General features: G+C 53.4%; 22 protein-coding genes. 14 read left to right on the forward strand and 8 right to left on the reverse strand.

Annotation, left to right across the window (positions count from 1 at the left end; genetic code table 11):
• Positions 1-24 precede the first annotated feature (24 nt).
• The 7 genes from AB9F26_RS16885 to AB9F26_RS16915 are packed head-to-tail and all read left to right on the forward strand — an operon-like array spanning position 25 to position 5,197.
• The gene (locus AB9F26_RS16885; RefSeq protein WP_335584456.1) at positions 25-300 is read left to right on the forward strand and encodes an STAS domain-containing protein; all 276 of its coding nucleotides are present in this window, start codon (positions 25-27) and stop codon (positions 298-300) included.
• Positions 297-662 (forward strand): response regulator, encoded by a 366-nt coding sequence (locus tag AB9F26_RS16890; RefSeq protein WP_039000832.1) that lies wholly within the window; start codon positions 297-299, stop codon positions 660-662. The genes AB9F26_RS16885 and AB9F26_RS16890 overlap by 4 nt, the downstream gene beginning before the upstream one ends.
• A 10-nt stretch (positions 663-672) precedes the next feature.
• Entirely contained in the window at positions 673-3,012 is a 2,340-nt protein-coding gene (locus AB9F26_RS16895; RefSeq protein WP_335584455.1) for a chemotaxis protein CheA, read from the forward strand.
• A gap of 5 nt (positions 3,013-3,017) precedes the next feature.
• Positions 3,018-3,485 (forward strand): chemotaxis protein CheW, encoded by a 468-nt coding sequence (locus AB9F26_RS16900; RefSeq protein ID WP_039000833.1) that lies wholly within the window; start codon positions 3,018-3,020, stop codon positions 3,483-3,485.
• On the forward strand, positions 3,482-4,354 hold the full coding sequence (locus tag AB9F26_RS16905; protein WP_369768542.1) for a protein-glutamate O-methyltransferase CheR: 873 nt from the start codon (positions 3,482-3,484) through the stop codon (positions 4,352-4,354). The genes AB9F26_RS16900 and AB9F26_RS16905 overlap by 4 nt, the downstream gene beginning before the upstream one ends.
• Before the next feature lie 46 nt (positions 4,355-4,400).
• Positions 4,401-4,787, forward strand: coding sequence for a response regulator (locus AB9F26_RS16910; RefSeq protein WP_039000835.1), 387 nt, complete (start codon positions 4,401-4,403; stop codon positions 4,785-4,787).
• A gap of 2 nt (positions 4,788-4,789) precedes the next feature.
• Positions 4,790-5,197, forward strand: a complete 408-nt coding sequence (locus AB9F26_RS16915) for a hypothetical protein (RefSeq protein WP_039000836.1) — start codon at positions 4,790-4,792, stop codon at positions 5,195-5,197.
• Positions 5,198-5,327: 130 nt separating this feature from the next.
• Here the strand turns inward: AB9F26_RS16915 and AB9F26_RS16920 are convergent, their stop codons facing one another.
• The 7 genes from AB9F26_RS16920 to purC all read right to left on the reverse strand — a co-directional run bounded on the left by AB9F26_RS16920 (position 5,328) and on the right by purC (position 14,720).
• A complete protein-coding gene (locus AB9F26_RS16920; RefSeq protein WP_369768543.1) occupies positions 5,328-8,210 on the reverse strand; it encodes an Rne/Rng family ribonuclease in 2,883 nt (960 codons plus the stop codon).
• A 505-nt stretch (positions 8,211-8,715) separates the two neighbouring features.
• Positions 8,716-10,047 (reverse strand): sigma-54 dependent transcriptional regulator, encoded by a 1,332-nt coding sequence (locus AB9F26_RS16925; RefSeq protein ID WP_039003195.1) that lies wholly within the window; start codon positions 10,045-10,047, stop codon positions 8,716-8,718.
• Between the two features lie 7 nt (positions 10,048-10,054).
• Positions 10,055-11,776, reverse strand: a complete 1,722-nt coding sequence (locus tag AB9F26_RS16930; protein WP_369768551.1) for an ATP-binding protein — start codon at positions 11,774-11,776, stop codon at positions 10,055-10,057.
• Between the two features lie 197 nt (positions 11,777-11,973).
• The gene (gene purQ / locus AB9F26_RS16935) at positions 11,974-12,642 is read right to left on the reverse strand and encodes a phosphoribosylformylglycinamidine synthase subunit PurQ (RefSeq protein WP_335584452.1); all 669 of its coding nucleotides are present in this window, start codon (positions 12,640-12,642) and stop codon (positions 11,974-11,976) included.
• Between the two features lie 15 nt (positions 12,643-12,657).
• Positions 12,658-13,695: a zinc-dependent alcohol dehydrogenase family protein gene (locus AB9F26_RS16940; RefSeq protein ID WP_369768544.1), complete on the reverse strand. Its 1,038-nt coding sequence runs from the start codon at positions 13,693-13,695 to the stop codon at positions 12,658-12,660.
• On the reverse strand, positions 13,695-13,925 hold the full coding sequence (purS, locus tag AB9F26_RS16945; protein ID WP_039003192.1) for a phosphoribosylformylglycinamidine synthase subunit PurS: 231 nt from the start codon (positions 13,923-13,925) through the stop codon (positions 13,695-13,697). Before purS ends, AB9F26_RS16940 begins: the two co-directional genes overlap by 1 nt.
• Positions 13,926-13,955: 30 nt before the next feature.
• A complete protein-coding gene (purC, locus tag AB9F26_RS16950) occupies positions 13,956-14,720 on the reverse strand; it encodes a phosphoribosylaminoimidazolesuccinocarboxamide synthase (RefSeq protein WP_039003191.1) in 765 nt (254 codons plus the stop codon).
• Positions 14,721-14,903: 183 nt separating this feature from the next.
• On the opposite strand from purC, the gene AB9F26_RS16955 reads away from it, so the two are divergent.
• From AB9F26_RS16955 to AB9F26_RS16985, 7 genes are all read left to right on the forward strand, one after another.
• Positions 14,904-15,221 (forward strand): DUF1476 domain-containing protein, encoded by a 318-nt coding sequence (locus tag AB9F26_RS16955; protein ID WP_369768545.1) that lies wholly within the window; start codon positions 14,904-14,906, stop codon positions 15,219-15,221.
• 198 nt (positions 15,222-15,419) lie between these two features.
• A complete protein-coding gene (locus tag AB9F26_RS16960) occupies positions 15,420-17,438 on the forward strand; it encodes a bifunctional lysylphosphatidylglycerol flippase/synthetase MprF (RefSeq protein WP_369768546.1) in 2,019 nt (672 codons plus the stop codon).
• 95 nt (positions 17,439-17,533) lie between these two features.
• A complete protein-coding gene (gene bmt, locus AB9F26_RS16965; RefSeq protein WP_369768547.1) occupies positions 17,534-18,547 on the forward strand; it encodes a betaine--homocysteine S-methyltransferase in 1,014 nt (337 codons plus the stop codon).
• A gap of 133 nt (positions 18,548-18,680) precedes the next feature.
• Positions 18,681-19,382 carry a B12-binding domain-containing protein gene (locus AB9F26_RS16970; RefSeq protein ID WP_039003188.1) on the forward strand — a complete coding sequence of 234 codons (702 nt, stop codon included), beginning with the start codon at positions 18,681-18,683 and terminating at the stop codon, positions 19,380-19,382.
• Between the two features lie 105 nt (positions 19,383-19,487).
• Positions 19,488-19,703, forward strand: coding sequence for a hypothetical protein (locus AB9F26_RS16975; RefSeq protein ID WP_039003187.1), 216 nt, complete (start codon positions 19,488-19,490; stop codon positions 19,701-19,703).
• Positions 19,684-20,022 carry a YbjQ family protein gene (locus tag AB9F26_RS16980; protein ID WP_369768548.1) on the forward strand — a complete coding sequence of 113 codons (339 nt, stop codon included), beginning with the start codon at positions 19,684-19,686 and terminating at the stop codon, positions 20,020-20,022. Before AB9F26_RS16975 ends, AB9F26_RS16980 begins: the two co-directional genes overlap by 20 nt.
• Positions 20,019-20,660 carry a DUF1638 domain-containing protein gene (locus tag AB9F26_RS16985; protein WP_369757743.1) on the forward strand — a complete coding sequence of 214 codons (642 nt, stop codon included), beginning with the start codon at positions 20,019-20,021 and terminating at the stop codon, positions 20,658-20,660. The genes AB9F26_RS16980 and AB9F26_RS16985 overlap by 4 nt, the downstream gene beginning before the upstream one ends.
• On the opposite strand, the gene AB9F26_RS16990 is transcribed toward AB9F26_RS16985, so the two are convergent.
• Positions 20,657-21,079: a SufE family protein gene (locus AB9F26_RS16990; protein ID WP_335586654.1), complete on the reverse strand. Its 423-nt coding sequence runs from the start codon at positions 21,077-21,079 to the stop codon at positions 20,657-20,659. The two genes, AB9F26_RS16985 and AB9F26_RS16990, sit on opposite strands and share 4 nt — an antisense overlap.
• Positions 21,080-21,206: the final 127 nt, after the last annotated feature.

The following is a 21,206-nucleotide window of genomic DNA, read 5'->3' on the forward strand; positions in this document are numbered from 1 at the left end:
ACTTCATTCACATGGTGCGGCGCTATGACCGCCCGCATTCAATTGCAAGGCCGCCTAGGTCTCAGCGATGCTGAGCCATTGGCCAATCGATTGCGGTCCCTTCGCGGCGCTGACATTGATGTCGATGCCTCTCAAGTGACCCACCTTGGCACCCTTTGCCAACAAGTTCTACTTTCAGCAGCTTCCGAATGGCACGGTGCAGGTCACGAATTAAAACTCGTGAATTCAACCGACGCATGTGTGGATCAATTGGCCCTTTGCGGCCTTACGCCCGAATCTTTTGAGGAGAACAGCAAGTGAGCCTAAATATCCTAGCCGTAGACGACAGCCGAACCATGCGCGACATGATCAGTTTGGCCCTGCGCCAAGCCGGTTTTGAACCGACTCTAGCCGAGGATGGACAACATGGGCTTGAAGTTCTCGAGGATTTCACCCCTGACGCTATTATCACTGATATCAATATGCCCCGCTTGGATGGCTTTGGCTTTATCGATGCGGTCCGCAAAATACCAGAGCGCCGATCAATCCCGATATTGGTTCTCACAACTGAGAGCGCACCGGAATTAAAAGCGCGCGCTCGCGCATCGGGTGCGACGGGGTGGATTGTAAAACCTTTTGACCCGTCAAAGCTGGTACGCGCCTTACAAATGGTCACCGGATAAGGATTTTCTTATGAGTGAACAAATTGATCCAATGGCGGAAATCCGCACCGCGTTTTTTCAAGAGTGTGAAGAACTCCTTGAAGCGCTGCAGGACGGGCTTATGTCCATGGAGGACGGCTCTAGCGACGGCGAAACGATCAATGTCGTTTTCCGAGCGGTCCATTCAATCAAAGGCGGCGCTGGCGCTTTTGGCTTGGATGAGTTGGTTCGATTTGCCCACCGATACGAAACCACTCTAGATCATGTTAGATCAGGCACACTTGCCCCGGAGGGTGATGCGCTAAAGGTATTCTTTCGCGCCGCAGACCTCCTAAGTGACATCGTTCGCGCCTCGCGGGATGCGACAGAGACGGACAAAACGCCCATAAACGAGGTTCTCGAACTTCTTCTAGACCTTATTGGTGGCGAAGAGGAAGAAGAAGAGGAAATGGATCCCGCAGATTTTGTCGCAACTGGTGTTGGATTCTCACTGGACTTGCCGGGACTGGACATGGATCTTCCCGCGTTTGACGAGCCGGATGTTGCCTTTCCCGACATCTCCGATTTGCCTGTCGACGTGGTTCCGGAAGATTGCAACGGTACCGTCAACGAAAAGACTGTTTCTCAACCCGACGAAGACCCGTTGAACGCGTATAAAATTTCGTTCACACCAACAAGTGAGCTTTACGCCACTGGTAACGAGCCCATTTTCATTTTCCGAACGCTTCGAAATATGGGGAAAATGTCCATCAACGTGGATCAAAGCAACCTCCCGGACCTCGAAGACCTTGCTGCGGAAGAAAATTACCTAACGTGGAACATTATTCTCGTCACTGATGAGAGCAAAGCGCAAATATTGGAAGCTTTTGATTTTGTTGCAGACATTTGCGAGCTCACGATTGAAGCGACAAAACTCCTACCCGTTGAACTTGAAATTGTTTCCCAGTCGACAGATGCTTCACAGACCAAGGTCGACAAACTGTTACCCTCTAAGGCTGAAGATCCGATTCCAAGCACAGTCCAGGTGAGCCCAATAGCCCCTGCCAGTGCTGAAAGCCCCGATGATGTAGTAGATTCCACACCTTCAAATCTAGATGTCAAACCTGTGCCACAAGAAGGGCCCCGCCGCCCAGAAGAGGAGACCGCGGCAATTGCAACCAAGCCCCGTGCCACCGTGCGCGTGGACCTAGAACGTGTGGATCGTCTTGTAAATCTAGTTGGTGAGTTGGTCATAAATCAAGCAATGCTATCGCAAAGTGTTGCCGAAGCTGGCCTTCCCTCGAATGCCCCCGTTTTTACAGGTTTGGACGAGTTACAACAGCTCACGCGGGATATTCAAGACAGCGTTATGATGATCCGCGCGCAGCCAGTAAAAACGCTTTTCCAGCGCATGGCACGAATTGTGCGCGAATCTTCGGCAGCCGTAGAAAAAGAGGTCCATTTAGACACTGTTGGCGAAGGCACCGAAGTGGATAAAACGGTCATAGAACGACTGGCTGACCCCTTAACACATATGATACGAAATGCGGTTGATCACGGGCTTGAAAACACCCAAGATCGATTGGCCGCTGGGAAGCCCCGCGTTGGTGTCATTTCACTCTCGGCGCGCCATCGCTCTGGGCGCGTGGTCATTGATGTCAGCGACGACGGAGGAGGCATAAATCGCCCCAAAGTCCTCGAGAAGGCGATTGCCAAAGGGCTTGTCGCCGACGACGCGCAACTCACCGATAGTGAAATCGATAATATTCTCTTTCTCCCAGGTTTCTCGACGGCAGATCAGATTTCCAACCTTTCCGGTCGCGGAGTTGGCATGGACGTTGTGCGCAGTGCCATACAATCGCTGGGTGGGCGCGTTACGATTACTTCGACTGCTGGCGTTGGAACCACTTTTTCAATCAGCCTGCCCCTTACGTTGGCGGTTTTGGACGGAATGGTCATTCAGGTTGCCGGTCAAACGCTAGTCATTCCTCTAAATACAATTGACGAAACGCTCACACTTGGCGAAGGCGATATCAGCTCATTTGGGCCACACACTTCGGTCGTTAGGGTTCGAAATGGGTTCGTCCCCCTTCTCGACTTGGGGTCTGAACTTGGCTACCGCAAACCGCAAGCTGACTACGTGGGTTCAATCGTTCTCCTCATTGCCCACGAAGATGGAAGCCGCGCGGCTTTAGTCGTCGATGAGATTAGGGACCAAAGGCAAGTCGTGATCAAAGGCCTCCAAGAAGGATATGGTCGCGTCCCAGGAATTGCCGCGGCGACCATTCTTGGCGATGGCCAAATTGCACTCATTCTAGATCCCGTTGACATCGTTTCGGGCGCATCAGGATGTACAGTTCCCTCTGAAACCCCAATCGAATTAGCAGGTTAGATCAGATGACAAATACAGCAACAGAAAAAACTATTTCAGAACTTGAACTATTATCGTTTCGAGTTGGTGAACAGGAGTATGCGGTCGATATCATGTCGGTGCGAGAAATTAGAGGATGGACACGGGCAACACCTTTGCCACACTCGCCTCACTTCGTGCGCGGGGTGATCAATCTGCGCGGAACCGTTCTTCCGATAATAGATTTAGCTGCGAGACTTGGTCAAAACATGACTGAAACTTCGGCCCGAAATGTGTTTATCGTCGTACAATCTGAGGACGAAGTCGTTGGACTCCTTGTCGATGCGGTTTCCGATATCCTCACAGTTACGACGGATGAACTTCAAGCGCCTCCTGACATGGCAGCTGACGCAAACCAAAACTTTGTAAGCGCGTTGACGATTGTAGACGACCGTATGCTACGCGTTCTAGACTTGCGTGCGGCATTACTTTCAGCTCCGCTGGAGGTCGTATGAACGCACTTAACCCCAGCGCTGCAGACGACGTTGGCGAGATGACTCCCGACCAATTTGCGATTATTTCGTCCCTGGCCCACAAAGAAGCTGGGCTGGTGTTTCCAGTTTCGAAATCCGCACTTGTATCTTCACGGCTGGTCAAACGTCTTCGCGAAACCAATATCGTAAACTTTGACGACTACTGCCAGTTCGTTTCATCTCCGGATGGAAAGAATGAGTTGCGGCTCATGATTTCTGCGCTGACAACAAATATCTCGAGTTTTTTTAGGGAAAATCATCACTTTGAATACTTGAAAACCGACGTTTTTCCCGATCTAGCGCGTCGTGCCAAAGCTGGGAACAGAATTCGTATATGGTCTGCAGGCTGCTCTGTGGGAATGGAGGCCTATTCCATTGGAATGACGCTACTCGAAATCCTTCCGCAAGCTTCAAGCCTTGATGTTAAAATTTTGGCTTCAGATATCGATCCGAAAGTTTTGATTGTTGGAAAAAATGGCACATTCGATGAACGGCAGTTGAGTGCAATTCCACAAGAACTCCGCAAAAAGTACTTCGACAACCCGAGTTCGACAGAGCTGGGAAAATTCCAAGCACACCCAGATCTGCTATCTCTAACCACGTTTCGGGAACTGAATTTATTGGAAAAATGGCCAATATCCGGAAGTTTTGATATTATCTTTTGCCGAAATACGGTGATTTACTTCGATGACAAAACTCAAAACAAACTTTGGCCACGATTTCAAAACGCGCTTGCGCCAGAGGGATGGTTATTCGTCGGGCACTCTGAACGCGTTCCGGAAACATCGAACACCGATTTCGAGAATCGTGGCATGACAATATACAGACGAAGCCCTCGTCCAACTACTTAAAACGACAAACTGTCGCAAACGAGCAATATTGGTAAAGGAAAAAGCCATGTCTTTAAGAGATCAATTACGCGTCATGGTTGTGGATGACATGTCCACAAGTCGAGGGCTTCTCACTCAGGCTTTGGATGGGTTTGGCGTTAGAAATGTTGGTAGTGTTGCAGACGGGCAAGCTGCCCTTGTTGCCTTAGAACGTTCGCCAGTTCATCTTGTCATTTCTGATTATAACATGCCTGGCATGGATGGTTTGCACCTTTTACACGCATTACGTCAGGGACCAAAAACAAAAGGTGTCGGATTTATTCTGATTACTGGACGTGCAGATCGTGAGATCATTGAAAAGGGTAAACAATTGGGAATGAATAATTTCCTAAAAAAGCCTTTTGATCCAGTCCAACTGAGGGCATGCATAGAAGCCGTTGTAGGGCGACTGTAGCTTTGAAAACCACAACGATCCAAACACCAAACGAAGACCTTGAACACGCAAATATCGATGTGAGTGTCTTACTGGGGCGTGTTGCTATTGAGCTTTCCGGAATCGCAGAATCCGCAAGTTCAGTTCAACATGCGCTAGGTAGAACAATGGATCAGGTTTCGGATTTGTGTGATGTGCCAATCATAGAATTTCAGGCTTTGGACCGGATGCAGCAGAAACTTGAAGACCTTAGCAAACTGTCGATCCTCCTATCAGATGCAACCAATGGGACCTCGGAACAATATGTTACGTCTATTCAATTGAGGGAAACGCTTCGCCTCACAAGCCTTACCGGCCGTCTTGAGGGGAACGATGCGGATACGTTTGAGGCCACAGAGAACAACGGTGAAGGTAACTTGACGCTGTTCTAATAAATATCAACTTGAAATACGAAAATGACACTAGGTAACGCAAACCAACTCCTAGCGGGCGACAGCGTAGACGAAAAAGGCCCCTAGATCACTAGGGGCCTTTTTCGTCATTTCATGTCTCAAGCCACCACTATTTACCGGCTGACCACCAACCCAATTTCTTAGGTTTGGCTGGAACGTTTTCTGCAAGAACAGCACTCTCACTTGTTGCTTCAACTACTGGTTCGGACACGACTTCAACAATCGTATCTTTCTTAGCTTTCGGAACCGCTTTCGCGCGCTTACGCGGCGGTTTAGGCGCGGAAGTCACCTCCGCCACTTCCGCAGTACTCTCCTCGCCAGCCGCAACTTTTGGTTTTCGCGGCGCGCGTTTGCGAGGTGTTTTGGGTTTTTCAACCTCTTGCACTGTTTCCGAAGGAGGTTCGGTCACAGGTGCAACATTGTCACTGCTTTCTTCGGCATGATTGGCATCGGCAAGTGCTTCGACCACAGGTTTTTTACGCGGCGCACGTTTTCGCACCGGTTTTTTGACGGTCGTATCAATTGAGTCAATTTGTGAACCGCCTGGTTCAACTTCTGGAGATGTTTCCGAAGCTGCGACGTCGCCTACAGCCGTTTCATTCGTTCCCTCAGCCACCGCATCAGATTTCTTCCGACGCGGGGCACGGCGACGCTTTCCTGAAGCTTCTTCGCTAACCTCGGCCACCTGCTCCTGAGAGTTGACCGACGGTGCTTCCGAATCCGCGCCAGAAGTTGATTCCACAGTCGGCGCTGTATTTTCACCATCCGAACTTGCGTCTTGCGGGGCTTGATTGTTGCCTTCGGAATTGGAGGCATCGCCACCATTCCCACCTCTCCGACGGCGGCGGCGGCGACGGCGTTTCTTGGGGGTTCCGTCTTCGTTTAGGGATGGTCCGTCACTCGGAGCTTCCGCGACAACCGGTGCCACAACAACTTCTTCTTCGACCTCCAGCGCTTCAATTTCTTCGTCCAAATCATCCATCAACGAAGCATCAGCAGAGACAACTGCGGTTTCAACAGGACGCAAATTGCGCGTAGCAGTTTTGAAACGTTCAATGCTGAAATCTGGGCTGACAAGGAAAGGGTCAGCTTCGATGCGCACAGACAGACCATACCGTGCTTCAATCTGCGCGATATGCTCGCGCTTATTATTCACGAGGAAATTCATGATACCCACTGGCGCTTTGAGCAGTACTTCGCGCGCCCGACGGCGGACACCCTCTTCCTCGAGCTGTCGTAGAATCGCGAGCGCGAGATTGTCGTCGGAGCGGATCAGGCCCGTGCCGTGACAATGGTGACAAGGTTGTGTGGTTGCTTCGAGCATCCCCGGACGCAAGCGCTGGCGCGACATTTCCATAAGGCCGAAACCAGAAATCCGACCGACTTGAATACGAGCGCGATCGGTTTTCAATTTGTCTTTCATCCGTTTTTCAACGGCTGCATTGTTGCGGCGATCTTCCATGTCAATAAAGTCGATGACGATCAAGCCAGCTAGATCGCGCAAGCGTACTTGACGCGCCACTTCTTCTGCGGCTTCAAGGTTGGTCTTTGTGGCCGTATCCTCGATTGAGCCTTCTTTTGTGGCACGACCAGAGTTCACGTCCACAGCAACAAGTGCCTCGGTCACATCGATAACGATGTACCCACCCGATTTCAGCTGCACTGTCGGATTAAACATTCCCGCGAGATAGGTCTCGACTTGGAAACGCGCGAACAATGGCAACGGATCGGTGTAGCGTTTTACGTTTTTCGCATGGGACGGCATGATCATTTTCATGAAGTCCTTGGCCACGCGATAGCCCGCTTCGCCTTCGACCAAAACCTCATCGATTTCGCTGTTATAAAGGTCGCGGATCGTCCGTTTGACGAGATCCCCCTCTTCATAGATCTTGGCAGGGGCGATGGATTTAAGCGTTAGAGAGCGAATTTGCTCCCACAAACGTTGAAGGTATTCATAGTCACGCTTGATTTCTGGCTTGGTCCGTTCGGCCCCAGCCGTACGCACAATGAGCCCTGCCCCTTCTGGAACGTCGATCTCTTGCGCGATTTGTTTGAGCTTTTTGCGATCAGCGATATTTGTGATTTTGCGAGAAATGCCACCACCGCGTGCGGTGTTCGGCATCAAGACGCAGTAGCGACCAGCTAAAGACAAGTATGTTGTAAGCGCGGCGCCTTTGTTGCCACGCTCTTCTTTCACGACTTGAACCAAAAGAATTTGGCGAACTTTAATCACTTCTTGAATTTTGTATTTCCGTGGACGGAATTTACGCGGAGCGCGCACTTCGTCTTGCACATCTTCATCTGCAACAGACTCGATACTGTCGTCTTTGTCGGTCGCTTGCAAAGGCGCGTCGTCGTCGTCACCATCATCCGAGTCATCCTCGTCGGAGGCGTCTGTTTTTACAGCTGGCGAAGTATCTTCATCTTCGGGTTCGTCTGCCGCGGGTGTATCGACCGGTGTTTCGGCCACCAATTCCATCGGAGAGCTGCCTTCAAACGCATCGGCGTTTTGGCTGTCGTCGTCTTCGCCAAAATCGACGACGTCCATGCTAGATGGCCCGTCGGATTCTTTTTTCGGCGTGTCTTCTGTGATTTCTTTAGTCTCAACTGCGTCGCCCGACTTGGCTTCGGCGGCTTTTCCGCTCCGGCGACGACGGCGACGTTTTGGGTCGGGTTGCTCGTCATCGTCCTGAAGCGACTTAGCATAGGCAGCTTCCTCGGCCAAAAGCGCTTCGCGATCGGCTATGGGGATTTGATAGTAATCCGGATGAATCTCGGAGAAAGCGAGGAAACCATGGCGGTTTCCGCCATAATCAATAAACGCCGCTTGAAGCGACGGTTCAACCCGCGTTACTTTTGCAAGATATATATTGCCAGCTAGCTGGCGTCTATTTTCGGCCTCAAAGTCAAATTCCTCAACTTTGGTTCCGTCAACCACCACAACGCGAGTTTCCTCTGCGTGGGTGGCGTCGATAAGCATTTTCTTAGCCATTTGAACTCTTTGCACACGTGCAAAACACGCCCCCCGATAAGGGCGGTGCGTCGTGCCGGGTGTCTGATTTGGGCGAAGGATGCGTCACGGGTAAATGGCAAAGTTATGGGGCCGGCAATGCCGACCTCAACTCTTTGCCTCTGTCTTCCGTCGCATCTCATTCGCGTTTCTGCTCCGATGTTCTGTATCAGTAATGATATAAACATCCGTTCATGCGCCCGGGCCGGCTCGCGGCCTCACGGGCAAATTTGCAGCCTTGCGGCCTAATCGGTCTGCGCCGTCGTCAGAGCCATGGCCCCGTCCCGCCGGTCGCAGCGAAACTCTCCGTACGGTACAGTCCCCATTGGACGGCCCGCCGTAAAACGATACTAGTTGGTATTGGGGATAAAAGACAATGGGGAAAATGCGCACGACACAACCTGTGCGTGCGCTCCCTTCATTCCCTTTCCCAAAGGCGGTAAATGACGTGACATCAAAGCCCGTTCTGCCGCATTTGGGACGTGTTTTAAATATAGTCCGATCTGGTCAAAGTGTATTTGGCCATTTTCTCATTTAGCGTCCGACGGGGAAGGCAAAGCTCTTCCATAACGTTCACGATGCTACCCTTGTGGCGGCGCATTGTATTGTCGATCAGCATCCGCTCAAACGCTTCCACATATTCCTTGAGGGGCTTGCCATCGGTGGTCATCGTCGGAGCCACATCGTCATTATCTGCCATCAGCAGGCTTGCAATGGTGCCCGAACCACGACGGTTTTGCAGGACCGCCCGTTCAGCGACGTTAATCAACTGGCGCACATTTCCGGGCCAGGGCGATTGCAATAATTGTGCGGCCTCTTGTGCGCTCACTTGCGGGGCGTCACAGCCATATTCTTCGGCGAATTGTTCGGATAGGCGCGTGAACAACAACAGGATGTCCTCGCCCCGCTGACGCAATGGCGGCAAAGTTATTTTCAACGCAGACAGGCGGTAAAACAGATCGGGCCGCAGGGCGTCTTCACAGGTTTTCCCCTGCTCTTGCAAGTTGCAAATCGCGATAATCCGCGTTTCTGCGGGAGTTCCCTGTTCATTCATAAACGTCAGCAAACGCGCCTGAAGCCCTTGGCTAAGCGCCTCGATATCTTCGAGCACCAACGTGCCGCCGCGCGCGTCTTCGACCAGCGGTTGGTTGCCGCCGTCATCAATAGGGCCAAACAACCGCCGCGCCAATTCTTCTTCCTCAAAAGCGGCGCAGGACACCAACTTAAATTTCTTGCCCGCACGGGATCCGACGGCATGCAGCGCGTGGGCCACCAGTGTTTTACCCGTACCCGTTTCGCCCTCGATTAGTACGTGGCCATCGGCTTGCCCAAGATCAAGGATATCTTCGCGCAGCCGCTCCATTTCTGGGCTGGCACCGATGAGTTTCTTCATCACCGCTCCGCCGTCGCCCAATTCGCGGCGCAGCGCACGGCTATCAAGTGTCAATCGACGCGCTTGAGTCGCTTTTTTCGCCATTTCGGTCATGACATCGGGGTTGAAAGGCTTCTCTAAGAAATCATACGCCCCGATCCGCATCGCTTCCACTGCCATTGGCACATCGCCGTGTCCCGTAATTAGGATCACTGGCAAGCCCGAGTCGATACTCATCAACTTGCGCAACAGCGCCATTCCATCCATCCCAGGCATCCGAATGTCGGAAACAACAATTCCGGGATAATCGGCCCCAACAGATTTAAGAGCCTCTGTCGCACTGGCATGCGTTTCAGTGTCGAAACCCGACAGAGCCAACCACTGGCTTATCGATTGACGCATGTCTTTTTCATCGTCAACGATGGCAATCTTCATGGCTTTGGCCATTTAGTCCTCACTCGGCTGATGTGTATTCATCATTTAATATGGGGAGCGTCACTTCAAATACAGCCCCCCCTTTGGCGGCATTTCGAGCGGTCAACCGCCCCCCGAAATCGTTTACGATCCCGCTGGAGATAGCAAGCCCCAAGCCCACACCGTCGCCCGGCGCTTTTGTAGTGTAAAATGGCTCAAACAACGCGTCAAGATCGTCAATCCCTGGCCCATTATCCCGCAACGATAAAACGGCGGTTTCGCCGACTGTTAACAGGATTTCGATATGCGGGTTCTTTGCGGTTTTCGTCGCGTCCAAGGCGTTTCTAAACAGGTTAATAATGACTTGCTCTAGACGCATCTGGTCGGCCAAAATAATCACAGGATCGCGTGGAATTGTACGGGTAATTTGAACGTGCCGTTGCTTGAGTTGTGGCTCCATCATCGACAAGGCAGAAGAGAGCGCGGATCTTATATCAAAGGGTTGAAACGTGTCCCCGCCCTTGCGCGCATAGCTCTTGAGTTGCTTGGTAATCGCCCCCATACGTTCGATCAAATCGTCGATCCGCTGGAAGCTGGCTTGGGCCTCCTCTGGACGTTTTCTGACGAGCAAAAGCTTGGCCCCAGCGAGGTAGGTTTTCATCGCGGCGAGGGGTTGATTCAACTCATGCGAAACCGCCGCCGACATCTCGCCCAAGGCTGCGAGTTTAGAGCTTTGAGCAAGGGTTTGTTCGGCCATATCGAGGTGTTTTTCAACCTTCTCACGCTCGGCAATTTCGCGCTGAAGGCGCTGGTTTAGCTGGCGAAGTTCCGCCGACTCGTTCTGGAAAAACACGGAACTTAAGCGCGCACGCCGAGAGGTGAAATAAAAGCCAAGCGCGATCAATATCGCCCCGCCCATAATTTCGAGGGCTAAAACACCGTTCACCTTGTCGCGCACCGAGGCAAATGTGGTGAAACTGGTGAGCTTCCATCCTTGGAACGGCACCCGCACTTCTTGGCGCATTAAGGCCTCACCCTGAAGATAGGCTTCCACGGGCAAATCGCCCCAACCAACCTCAGCCCAATCGCGAGTTGCATTCAAAGCGCGAGTGATCGCGGACGGCGCACTTTTGGTTTTCAGGGCTTCTTTCTCGGTCAAACCACGCCAAAGGGGTTCGGTTGAAAGGATGATATTTCCTTCGGAATTGGTTACGATCACCGCATCCGTTGTCCCTTTCCAGGAGGCCTCAAACTGGCGTAAATCCACATCCACAACGATGACCCCGATAAGGGTGCCGTTGGAGACTAACTTCTGGGAATAAGTGAATTTTGACGCGCCCGTCTCATTTTGGGACACGCCAAAAATCGCGCCATCCGTGCGAACGGCTGCGACAAAGGCTTCAGAGTTGCGCGCATTTCCCCCAAGGAGATTGCGGTCGGTGGCTGCAACCACACGTCCGCTTTCATCCAACAATTGCAAACCCGCGATGCCGATCTCTTCGGCATATGTGATCAGCTGCTGACTTGACTGCGTAAAGTCGGATGAATTCAACGCGCCCGTCAGGACAGGGTCACGTGCCAACAGGCGTGGAACAATAGCGCTACGTCTGATTTCGCCCACAATATTGCCCGAATAAAGCGCGAGCCGCACCTGTGCACGACTGCGGGTCGTTTCGGTATATCGTTCGGTCAAAAGTGTATTGGTAGACCAGATTATGCCCGCCCCGATGGCAATGGCAAGGATCAGCAAACCACGGGCCATCCAGCCCGTTTTTGCAACACGCCTCAATGGGATTTCTGAAGATCTTAGTCCAGAACTTGCACCGCTTCTTGTGCTACGGCTCAGCCCAACGTCCCCCCCCATCGACGGGACAGCACTTAAAGGATCGGGTGAATGGGGCGCATCTTTAGCCATAGCCAACGATACCCCCTACGCCGTAAAGGCTCAAGACGTTGCGTCTATGCGCTAACCAATTCGCTCACAATTGAGCGAAAGAACGCTTGTCCGTCAGTGCCAACATGGCTGGCGTCAAAAGCGCGCTCAGGATGAGGCATCATGCCCAAAACCCGTTTATTTTCACTTAGCACACCCGCAATATCGGCTGTGGAGCCATTGGGGTTGTCGCCATATGTGAAAGCCACGCGCCCCTCACCCTGAAGACGTTCAATGGTCTGGGCGTCAGCTGTATAATTGCCGTCATGGTGGGCAATCGGGATGTCGATCACTTGGCCAGCCTCATAGCCGCGCGTAAATAGCGTGTCGGCGTTTTCAACGACAAGCGGCACGGTTTTGCAGATGTATTTCAAGCCAGCGTTACGCAGCAGTGCCCCCGGAAGCAGGCCGGTTTCTGCAAGGATTTGAAAGCCGTTACACACGCCAAAAACATGGCCGCCCTTATTGGCAAAATCCACCACAGAGCGGCAAATTGGGCTTTGCGCGGCAATCGCACCACAACGCAGGTAATCACCAAAACTAAACCCGCCCGGAACACCGACAAAATCGAGGCCAGAAGGCAGGGTTGTGTCTTTGTGCCAGACCATTTCCACATCGGCTCCGCTTTCGCGTAAAGCCACCGCAAGGTCGCGATCACAGTTGGAACCGGGGAAGACAATGACAGCAGCTTTCATGGCAGATGGTCCTTTTTAGGCAGTAAAATCAGTAATGACGGCCACACCGGGCGCGGTTGGCCCGTTAAAGGCGCGCAGCTCGTCACTCGCGGAGGATAGAGGTATTTCACGGGCAACCAAAGGCGTCATATCCACGGCACCACTCTCGATAAGCGACAACAAGCTAGGATAGCGCCACGATGGCATGCCACGCGTGCCGAATAGGGCGAGGTTGCCCATATAAACAGCATTCATATTGATTTGCATCTTGGCAGTATGGCCCACAGGCATCCCAACCTGAACGTGTCTGCCCAAGGGCCGCAAACACTCGATGCTGGCGTTTGTGGTCGCTTCGATGCCGAGGGCTTCGATGCTCACATGCGCGCCGCCGCCTGTAATCTCGCGGATAGCAAGGGCAGTATCACCCGCCAAGGCATTCACGGCCGCGTCCGCTCCGAGGCTGAGCGCGTGGGTGAGTTTTTCCTCAACGATATCAACAACAACAACCCGCGCACCAAGGGCCTTAGCCAACAGAAACGCCGAGAGGCCAACGCCCCCCGTTCCATGCACAGCAACCCATTCGCCCGCCTGTACCGCGGCGCGCCCCGTGAGCGCGTGCCACGCAGTCGTGACGCGACACCCAAGTCCCGCAGCGACGGTGGGAGAGAGTGTGTCGGGCAAAATAGCTAAGTTGTGGTCGAAAGGAACGGCGATATATTGTGCGAAGGCTCCGGGTTCGATAAACCCCGGAAGCCGTTGATTTGGGCAGGTATTTTGATGTCCCGACTGGCAAGACGGACAGGCACCACAGGCCAGAATAAAGGGCGCAACGAGGCGGTCCCCAATGGCGAATTTCGCCCGCGCACCAGCCTCAACAACCGTTCCGCAATATTCATGCCCCGGAATTTGGCCCGGTTTGACGCGAGGATGTTCCCCGACCCACCCGTGCCAATCCGAACGGCAGACGCCGCAGGCCATCACTTCGAGCACAACGCCATCTTCGGGACAGGTCGGATCGGTGACCTCTTCCAAAGACAGATCCGCGTTGTATTCCCGAAGGACGGCGGCGCGCATTAGGCGATCTCGATCGTGTAGCTTTCGATCACAGTATTTGCGAGCAGCTTGTCGCACATCTCAGTGATCGTCGCCTCAGACGTGCCATCGGCAAGGTCAAGTTCAATCACTTTGCCTTGGCGCACATCGTTCACACCCTCAAATCCGAGGGTGCCAAGCGCATGACGCACGGCTGCGCCTTGGGGATCAAGAACACCGTTTTTCAGCATCACATGTACACGGGCTTTCATGGCAGGACTTTCCTTATTTTTCGAGGAGGCTTAATTAATCAGCGTCGGTTTACCAGAAGGGTGCGTCACGTTGGAGGGCATAACGCCCAAACGTGTCGCCACTTCGGTATAGGCATCGGCCAAATCGCCGAGATCTTGGCGGAAGACGTCTTTGTCGAGCTTACGGCCTGTCTCGATGTCCCACAAACGACAGCTATCAGGGCTAATTTCATCGGCCACAACAAGGCGCATGAAATCGCCGTCATAAACGCGGCCCAGTTCGATTTTGAAATCAACCAGCTTGATGCCAACGCCATACATAACGCCCGACAGAAAGTCGTTTACCCGTAGTGCAAGCGCGACAATGTCATCAAGCTCCTGCTGGGAGGCCCAGCCGAAAGCGATGACGTATTCTTCGGGTACCAATGGATCGCCAAGTGAGTCGTCTTTGTAGGAAAACTCGACAATCGGACGCGGCATTGGTGTGCCCTCTTCGATTCCCATCCGCTTGGAAAACGAGCCCGCAGCGAAATTGCGCACGATTACTTCGAGCGGTATAATTTCGACCCGACGGATCAATTGCTCGCGCATATTGAGGCGTTTGAGGAAGTGAGTCGGCACGCCGATTTGCTCAAGACCGACCATAAAATATTCGCTCAGGCGGTTATTCAGAACACCTTTTCCGTCAATCACAGCCTTCTTCTCGGCGTTAAAAGCGGTGGCATCATCCTTGAAATACTGCACTAAAGTGTCAGGCTCAGGGCCTTCATACAGAGTTTTTGCTTTGCCTTCGTAAATCTTTGTGCGACGTGCCATTCGGGTTCCGATCTTCGGATGCTGCGGTTTGGCACGTGAGGTGAGTCTTGTGCCCCTTCGCGCCCTATACGCCATGGGATGCTTTGCCGCAAGGTTGCGCATCGCCCTTGCGGCTTTGCGCGTGAGTTGGCATATGTTAGGGGAACGAATTAACACCCTTGCACACAAGCCCGAGGAAAGAACATGACAACATTTGACGATCGCGAAAACGCTTTTGAAGCCAAATTCGCTCACGACGCCGATATGCAGTTCAAAGCCATCGCCCGTCGTAACAAACTCGTTGGCCTTTGGGCCGCAGCCTTGCTTGGAAAAACGGGCAATGACGCAACGACTTATTCGCTCGAAGTTGTGAAAGCCGATTTCGAAGAAGCTGGCCATGACGATGTTGTGCGCAAAGTTGCTGGCGATTTGGGCGACCTTGCGACCGAAGCCGCTGTGCGCGAAAAAATGGCGAGTTGCTTGGTTGAGGCGCAAACCCAAGTGTTGAAAGAAGTCAAATAGGCTTTCTAATCGAGTAAAATTAAACGCGCCCCTATCCCTAGGTGGCGCGTTTTTTTTGTTACAATTCTATATGTTAACTCCCCCCTAAGATAGTTCCCTTACACCTACTAGCGGTGGATAAAAGGGACGGCGATGGGGAACAATGTGAACACTTCGATTGATCGAGGGTCGAATGGAACTACGGCAAAGATAGATTCCATGTCGTTTGAGCCACCTCCTAAGATGGCCCGCAAAAATCTAGCCACTCTCTTTATGCGGCACCAAATTGCGAGACAAGCCGCCCCCATTGTGTTGGCGATTGGCTTCGTTGCCCTTTTCCTCGACAATATGGTCGCCTTGGATGTCTCACAAATTTGGGCGGCCGTGCAAACTGTCTCAGGCGTACAGTGGGGAATGGCAACCGTTGCTACCGCAGCGAGCTTCTGGGCGGTTGGACGGTATGATGCCGTTATCCACCGTCATTTTCGCACACAAGTGGGCAATAAAATCGCTTCTCGCGCAGGAATCGCCGCAATTGCTGTTTCGCAAACCACGGGATTTGGGCTTTTCACCGGTGCATTAACACGCTGGCGCCTTCTCCCTGAAATCAGTTTCCTTCAAGCCACACAGATTTCTGCGGCTGTCGCTGTCTCGTTTTTGGCAGGACTGGCGGTTGTTATGTCCTTCGCCGCGCTCCTTTTCCCTCTGCCCGTTGGAATTGCAGACCTTAGTTTTGGGTATCTTGTCCCGCTCCTTTTGCTCCCGCCAATCGGGCTCATTGCGCTCGTTACCGCTTCCCTTTTACAATCTCATGTTTCCTTTAGAGGGCATAGGCTTAATTGGCCAAGTGTCTCTGCAATTTTCGCAATAACGGGCCTTGCGGCGGCCGATACTTTGGCAGCGTCCGGTGCGCTTTTCGCTCTGCTTCCGCCCGCGCTTGAGCTTGGTTTCAGTCAGCTCTATCCCGCCTTTCTTATTGCCTTTGGGGTGGCATTGGTGTCAGGCACACCAGGAGGCATCGGCCCGTTTGAGGTCACGCTCCTCATGCTCCTGCCCTTTGTGCCAGCAGAGCCGCTCCTTGGGGCGATCCTTGCCTATCGCACCCTGTACTATGCATTGCCTGCGCTCTTGGGGGCAATAACCCTCGCGCGCGGCCCATTTCTTCAGCGCGACAAGCCAAACAAAAGGATGCTGCCTCAAACTGGCGGAATCGCATGGTTTCCCTCGCGCCTCGAGGCTTTGATCCATAGTGCCCCGCGCGCCGAAGCCAATCTTTTACGCCAAGGCGACAAAGCATTGCTGCATGCGCCGAATTCGGCAGGGTGTTTTCTCACGGCATCTCGGGGACAGGCGCTCATCGCATTGGGCGACCCTCTTGTTGCGACGCATCCGCAAAGCCTATTGGCGTCCTTTAAGAACATGGCTGAAGCTGACAATCACTTGCCGTTTTTGTATAAAATCAGCGGCCGCATGGCGCTTGAAGCGCGCAAATTTGGCATGGCTGTCACCCCCGTCAGCCGCGAAGCATGGCTTACACCCACCGAGTTCTGCCTCCAGACCCCAGAATACAGCCAGTTACGCCGCAAATTACGCAAAGCGCAAAAGGCAGGCATTTCCCTTAAGCCGCTGTTTAATCACGCAGACCTTCATCTCACTTTGGGCGAAATGACGCGCGTTGCGCGCGAATGGTCCGACACCCACGGCGGCGAACGTGGGTTTACCATGGGAATATATGATCCAGCCTATGTGCAGACCCAGCGCTGTTTTCTCGCCTACAAAAACGACAATCTTGTGGGGTTTGTGAACTTTTCAACGGTGGCCGCGGAATGGACGCTTGACCTCATGCGCCACGCCAGCAGCATCCCCGACGGAACCATGCATGCGTTGGTAGCTGAGGCGATCAAGACCGCAGCGATTGAGAATATCCCCCGTCTTTCCCTCGCCTCCGTGCCATGGCAACCCGCGCCTTCGGCCTCACGGTTGGCGCATTGGTTTTGGGGAAAGTTGGGAACCCTGTCCGGCGGCGCGGGCCTCACGCAATTCAAATCCAGTTTTGCTCCGCATTGGGAGACGCTTTACATGGCTGGCCCCAATCGCCTCGGTCTCGCCCTTGGTGCATTTGACGTGACACGCGCTATTCTCGCGCAACAACCTGCCGCCAATTTGGCGACCTCGCTCACCACCACTTTAAGCAACGGCGAAAAACGACAACTTGAAACCCTTTCACAAACATTATGACGATAATGAATTTGCACCTTGGCGTAAAAACTGGCATTTGACCGCAAGCCCCCCACTTAATGTGGGGCTATACGTGTTTTTGAAAGGCAGATCCCATGACCAACGCACTGCAACGCATGCTCTCGGAGCGCGACTGGATTTTGGCCGATGGGGCCACGGGCACCAACCTGTTTAACATGGGACTCACTTCTGGGGATGCGCCCGAAATGTGGAACGTGGAAGAACCCGAGAAAATCAAAGCGCTTTATCGCGGGGCCGTGGATGCGGGGTCTGATCTGTTTCTCACCAATACGTTTGGCGGCAACGCCAGCCGTTTGAAATTGCACAATGCACAACACCGTGTCGCCGAACTCAACATCGCAGCGGCCCATCTTGCGCGTGACGTGGCCGATGCCGCGGGGCGCCCCGTGATCGTTGCGGGTTCTGTCGGTCCAACCGGCGAGATCATGGTGCCACTGGGAAGCCTCACCCACGCGCTTGCGGTGGAAATGTTCCACGAGCAAGCCGCAGCCCTCAAAGAAGGCGGCGTAGATGTTTTGTGGCTTGAAACCATCTCGGCCCCCGAAGAATACCGCGCGGCGGCCGAAGCCTTTAAGCTGGCGGATATGCCATGGTGTGGCACCATGAGTTTTGACACGGCAGGCCGCACCATGATGGGGGTGACCTCGTCTGATATGGTCGACATCGTGGCGAAAATCGAAAACCAGCCACTGGCCTTCGGTGCGAACTGTGGTGTCGGCGCGTCGGACCTTCTGCGCACGGTGCAAGGCTTCTCCGCCCGCGGCCCCGTCACTCCAATCATTTCCAAAGGCAACGCAGGCATTCCAAAGTTCCACGATGGCCACATCCACTATGACGGTACGCCGGAATTGATGGGCGACTACGCCTGCCTCGCACGAGACTCGGGCGCGACGATCATTGGTGGCTGCTGTGGCACGACGCCGGATCACTTGCGTGCCATGCGCGAAGCCCTTGAAACCCGCGAACGTGGCCCCCGTCCCTCGCTGGAATTCATCACCAAAAGCCTCGGTGGATTTTCTTCGCCAAAAGACGGCACAGGCGACGATTCCGAGAAACCCGAGCGTATTCGACGCCGTTCACGGACCTAAACTTCCGTAAAACCAATCTGATGCGTCGGAACAAGCGCCAAGCATGTCGCAAAATGCCAAGTTCCGACCGTAAAGCAGGCCCATCAATGGGCAGACACCGCGCGATTTCGCGCCCTATGAATAGGGTAGACCCATGGCTGACGACGCAGACATCATCCTAAGCGAACTTCCAGACGACGAACTCGTCCTTCAAATGCACGACGACCTTTACGACGGCATGAAGGAAGAAATCGAAGAAGCGGTGCACATCCTGCTGGAACGCAAATGGACGCCCTACGATATTCTGACCAAAGCTTTGGTGGCGGGCATGACAGTTGTGGGCCATGATTTCCGCGACGGTATTTTGTTCGTTCCAGAGGTGCTCCTTGCGGCGGGCGCGATGAAGGGTGGCATGTCCATCCTTAAACCCCTCCTCGTGGAAACTGGTGCGCCCAAAATGGGCAAAATGGTCATCGGAACCGTCAAAGGCGATATCCACGACATCGGCAAAAACCTTGTCGGCATGATGATGGAAGGTGCAGGCTTTGAAATTGTCGATCTGGGAATCAACAACCCCGTCGAAGATTATCTTGACGCGCTCAAACGCGAAGACGCTGATATCCTTGGCATGTCCGCGCTCTTGACCACGACCATGCCCTATATGAAAGTCGTGATCGACACGATGATTGAACGCGGCATTCGCGACGACTATATTGTTCTGGTCGGCGGCGCGCCTTTGAATGAAGAATTCGGTAAAGCCATTGGTGCTGACGCTTATTGCCGTGACGCTGCTGTCGCCGTGGAAACCGCCAAAACCTTCATCGCACGCAAACACAATCGGGCTTCGGCTGGCTAAAGGTTTCGTCCCCCTACCCAATTCCCAAAGCCCCGCCAGTGACTTCACGCGCGGGGCTTTCTTTTTTGAACATTCGACCCCATATTAAGTGGGATTGGAGACCCTATGCCTTTAGATAAATTGATCCTCCTTCTCGTCATTGTAATTTCCGCCGCCGCGGCGACCGTTTACGTGGCAAGCTTGATGCTTGTGAGCGTTCAGGTGCCAGGCGGGATGCTGCTCCTCATTCCAACCGTGCTCGTTTTCTATGTCGTTTACCGTGTTATTTCAGATCGCGTGAAGAACAAGGAGGATGACCACTATGACTCTGTCGAAAAATAGCCCCCTTATTCTGACCATCGAAACCGTTCCTGGCCGCAAGATTATAGACGTATTGGGCCTCGTTAAGGGCTCAACTGTGCGAGCCAAACACGTCGGAGCGGACATAACGGCGGCCTTGCGCAATATTGTGGGCGGAGAAGTTAAGGAATACGCGCAACTGTTGGCGGGTGCACGCGAACAAGCAAAAGACCGCATGATCGACGACGCGCAAGCCTTGGGAGCGGACGCCATCGTCGGCGTTCGGATGCAAACCTCCGCGATCCAAAACGGCGCGTCCGAAGTTGTGTTTTACGGCACCGCTGTCCGTCTAGGACGATGACATTGCAGAACCCAAACCCTACCGACGAAGCCCTCTCTGAGGAGGAACACGTATTGGCCACGGGTCGTGTGCTCCTGATTGCTTGCGGGGCTTTGGCGCATGAAATTTTGGCGCTCAAACGGCTGAATGGTTGGGATCATCTCGCGCTGCGCTGCCTGCCCGCAAACCTGCACTTGCGTCCCGAAAAAATCCCAGCCGAAGTTGCACGCGTCGTGATCGAAGAACGGGCGCAATACGATGATATTTTTGTGGTTTATGCCGATTGTGGAACGGGCGGACTTTTGGCCAAAGAATGTGCGTCCCTGGGGGTCGAAATGATTGCTGGCCCGCATTGTTACGCGTTTTTTGAGGGCGTCGACGCCTTTGCCGCCCACCCAGACGAGATCACTGCCTTCTACCTCACCGACTTCCTCGTGCGGCAATTCGATGCCTTCGTAATCAAACCCATGGGCCTCGACCGCCACCCGCAATTGCGCGACATGTATTTCGGGAATTACACAAAACTGGTTTATCAAGCCCAGACCGACGACCCTGCCCTCACCGAAAAAGCCAAGCTCTGCGCGGCGCGTTTGGGGCTCGCATTTGAGCGCCGTTTTACAGGATATGGCGAACTAGAAACGGCACTCGCGCAGGTTTAAAGCGTGGCTTGCGCGATACCGCGAATACGTTCCACCATGGCGCGTACACCGTTTGAGCGTTGTGCGGATAAATGCTCATCCAGCCCAAGCCGTCCCAGCTCTGCTGCGGCATCCACCGATAAAACATCCGCCACCGTGAGGCCGGAATAAAGCGCATGCAGCACTGCCACGAGGCCGCGCACGATCATGGCGTCACTCTCGCCACGAAAATTAAAAACCGCCTTGGGTCCTGTTCCCGATACATCGGGCATCAACCAGACTTGACTGGCGCAGCCGTCCACTTTGGTCGCGGGGACACGAAACACTTCCTCAAGTTCAGGCATAGCGCGCCCCAACTCGATCACGTGCCGATAACGGTCCTCCCAATCGTCGAGAAATTCAAAGGTTTCGGCGATGTCTTCAAACGCAGCGCTGGCCATATTTACTCCTTGCTTATCCTCCCTTTGAGGTAAGACCCGCCGCCCAAAAGGTCCAGCCCCCTTTCCAAAATCGGGTTGCGTCTTTTCAAATGGCTTCCAGTAGGCTACCTCAGAAGAAACAGCGGCG

Source organism: Falsihalocynthiibacter sp. BN13B15, assembly GCF_041205415.1.
Lineage (GTDB): Bacteria > Pseudomonadota > Alphaproteobacteria > Rhodobacterales > Rhodobacteraceae > Falsihalocynthiibacter > Falsihalocynthiibacter arcticus.

Coding starts and splice junctions, on each gene's coding strand:
- AB9F26_RS16940 (WP_369768544.1), bottom strand. CDS start 13,695: ATGCGCGCCGCCGTCCTTCGGGAATACAACGCGGATCTGTCTTTGGAA.
- AB9F26_RS16980 (WP_369768548.1), top strand. CDS start 19,684: ATGACTCTGTCGAAAAATAGCCCCCTTATTCTGACCATCGAAACCGTT.
- AB9F26_RS16960 (WP_369768546.1), top strand. CDS start 15,420: ATGTCGTTTGAGCCACCTCCTAAGATGGCCCGCAAAAATCTAGCCACT.
- AB9F26_RS16975 (WP_039003187.1), top strand. CDS start 19,488: ATGCCTTTAGATAAATTGATCCTCCTTCTCGTCATTGTAATTTCCGCC.
- purQ (WP_335584452.1), bottom strand. CDS start 12,642: ATGAAAGCTGCTGTCATTGTCTTCCCCGGTTCCAACTGTGATCGCGAC.
- bmt (WP_369768547.1), top strand. CDS start 17,534: ATGACCAACGCACTGCAACGCATGCTCTCGGAGCGCGACTGGATTTTG.
- AB9F26_RS16925 (WP_039003195.1), bottom strand. CDS start 10,047: ATGGCCAAAGCCATGAAGATTGCCATCGTTGACGATGAAAAAGACATG.
- AB9F26_RS16910 (WP_039000835.1), top strand. CDS start 4,401: ATGTCTTTAAGAGATCAATTACGCGTCATGGTTGTGGATGACATGTCC.
- AB9F26_RS16900 (WP_039000833.1), top strand. CDS start 3,018: ATGACAAATACAGCAACAGAAAAAACTATTTCAGAACTTGAACTATTA.
- AB9F26_RS16895 (WP_335584455.1), top strand. CDS start 673: ATGAGTGAACAAATTGATCCAATGGCGGAAATCCGCACCGCGTTTTTT.
- AB9F26_RS16920 (WP_369768543.1), bottom strand. CDS start 8,210: ATGGCTAAGAAAATGCTTATCGACGCCACCCACGCAGAGGAAACTCGC.
- AB9F26_RS16985 (WP_369757743.1), top strand. CDS start 20,019: ATGACATTGCAGAACCCAAACCCTACCGACGAAGCCCTCTCTGAGGAG.
- AB9F26_RS16970 (WP_039003188.1), top strand. CDS start 18,681: ATGGCTGACGACGCAGACATCATCCTAAGCGAACTTCCAGACGACGAA.
- purC (WP_039003191.1), bottom strand. CDS start 14,720: ATGGCACGTCGCACAAAGATTTACGAAGGCAAAGCAAAAACTCTGTAT.
- purS (WP_039003192.1), bottom strand. CDS start 13,925: ATGAAAGCCCGTGTACATGTGATGCTGAAAAACGGTGTTCTTGATCCC.
- AB9F26_RS16885 (WP_335584456.1), top strand. CDS start 25: ATGACCGCCCGCATTCAATTGCAAGGCCGCCTAGGTCTCAGCGATGCT.
- AB9F26_RS16955 (WP_369768545.1), top strand. CDS start 14,904: ATGACAACATTTGACGATCGCGAAAACGCTTTTGAAGCCAAATTCGCT.
- AB9F26_RS16905 (WP_369768542.1), top strand. CDS start 3,482: ATGAACGCACTTAACCCCAGCGCTGCAGACGACGTTGGCGAGATGACT.
- AB9F26_RS16930 (WP_369768551.1), bottom strand. CDS start 11,776: ATGGCCCGTGGTTTGCTGATCCTTGCCATTGCCATCGGGGCGGGCATA.
- AB9F26_RS16990 (WP_335586654.1), bottom strand. CDS start 21,079: ATGGCCAGCGCTGCGTTTGAAGACATCGCCGAAACCTTTGAATTTCTC.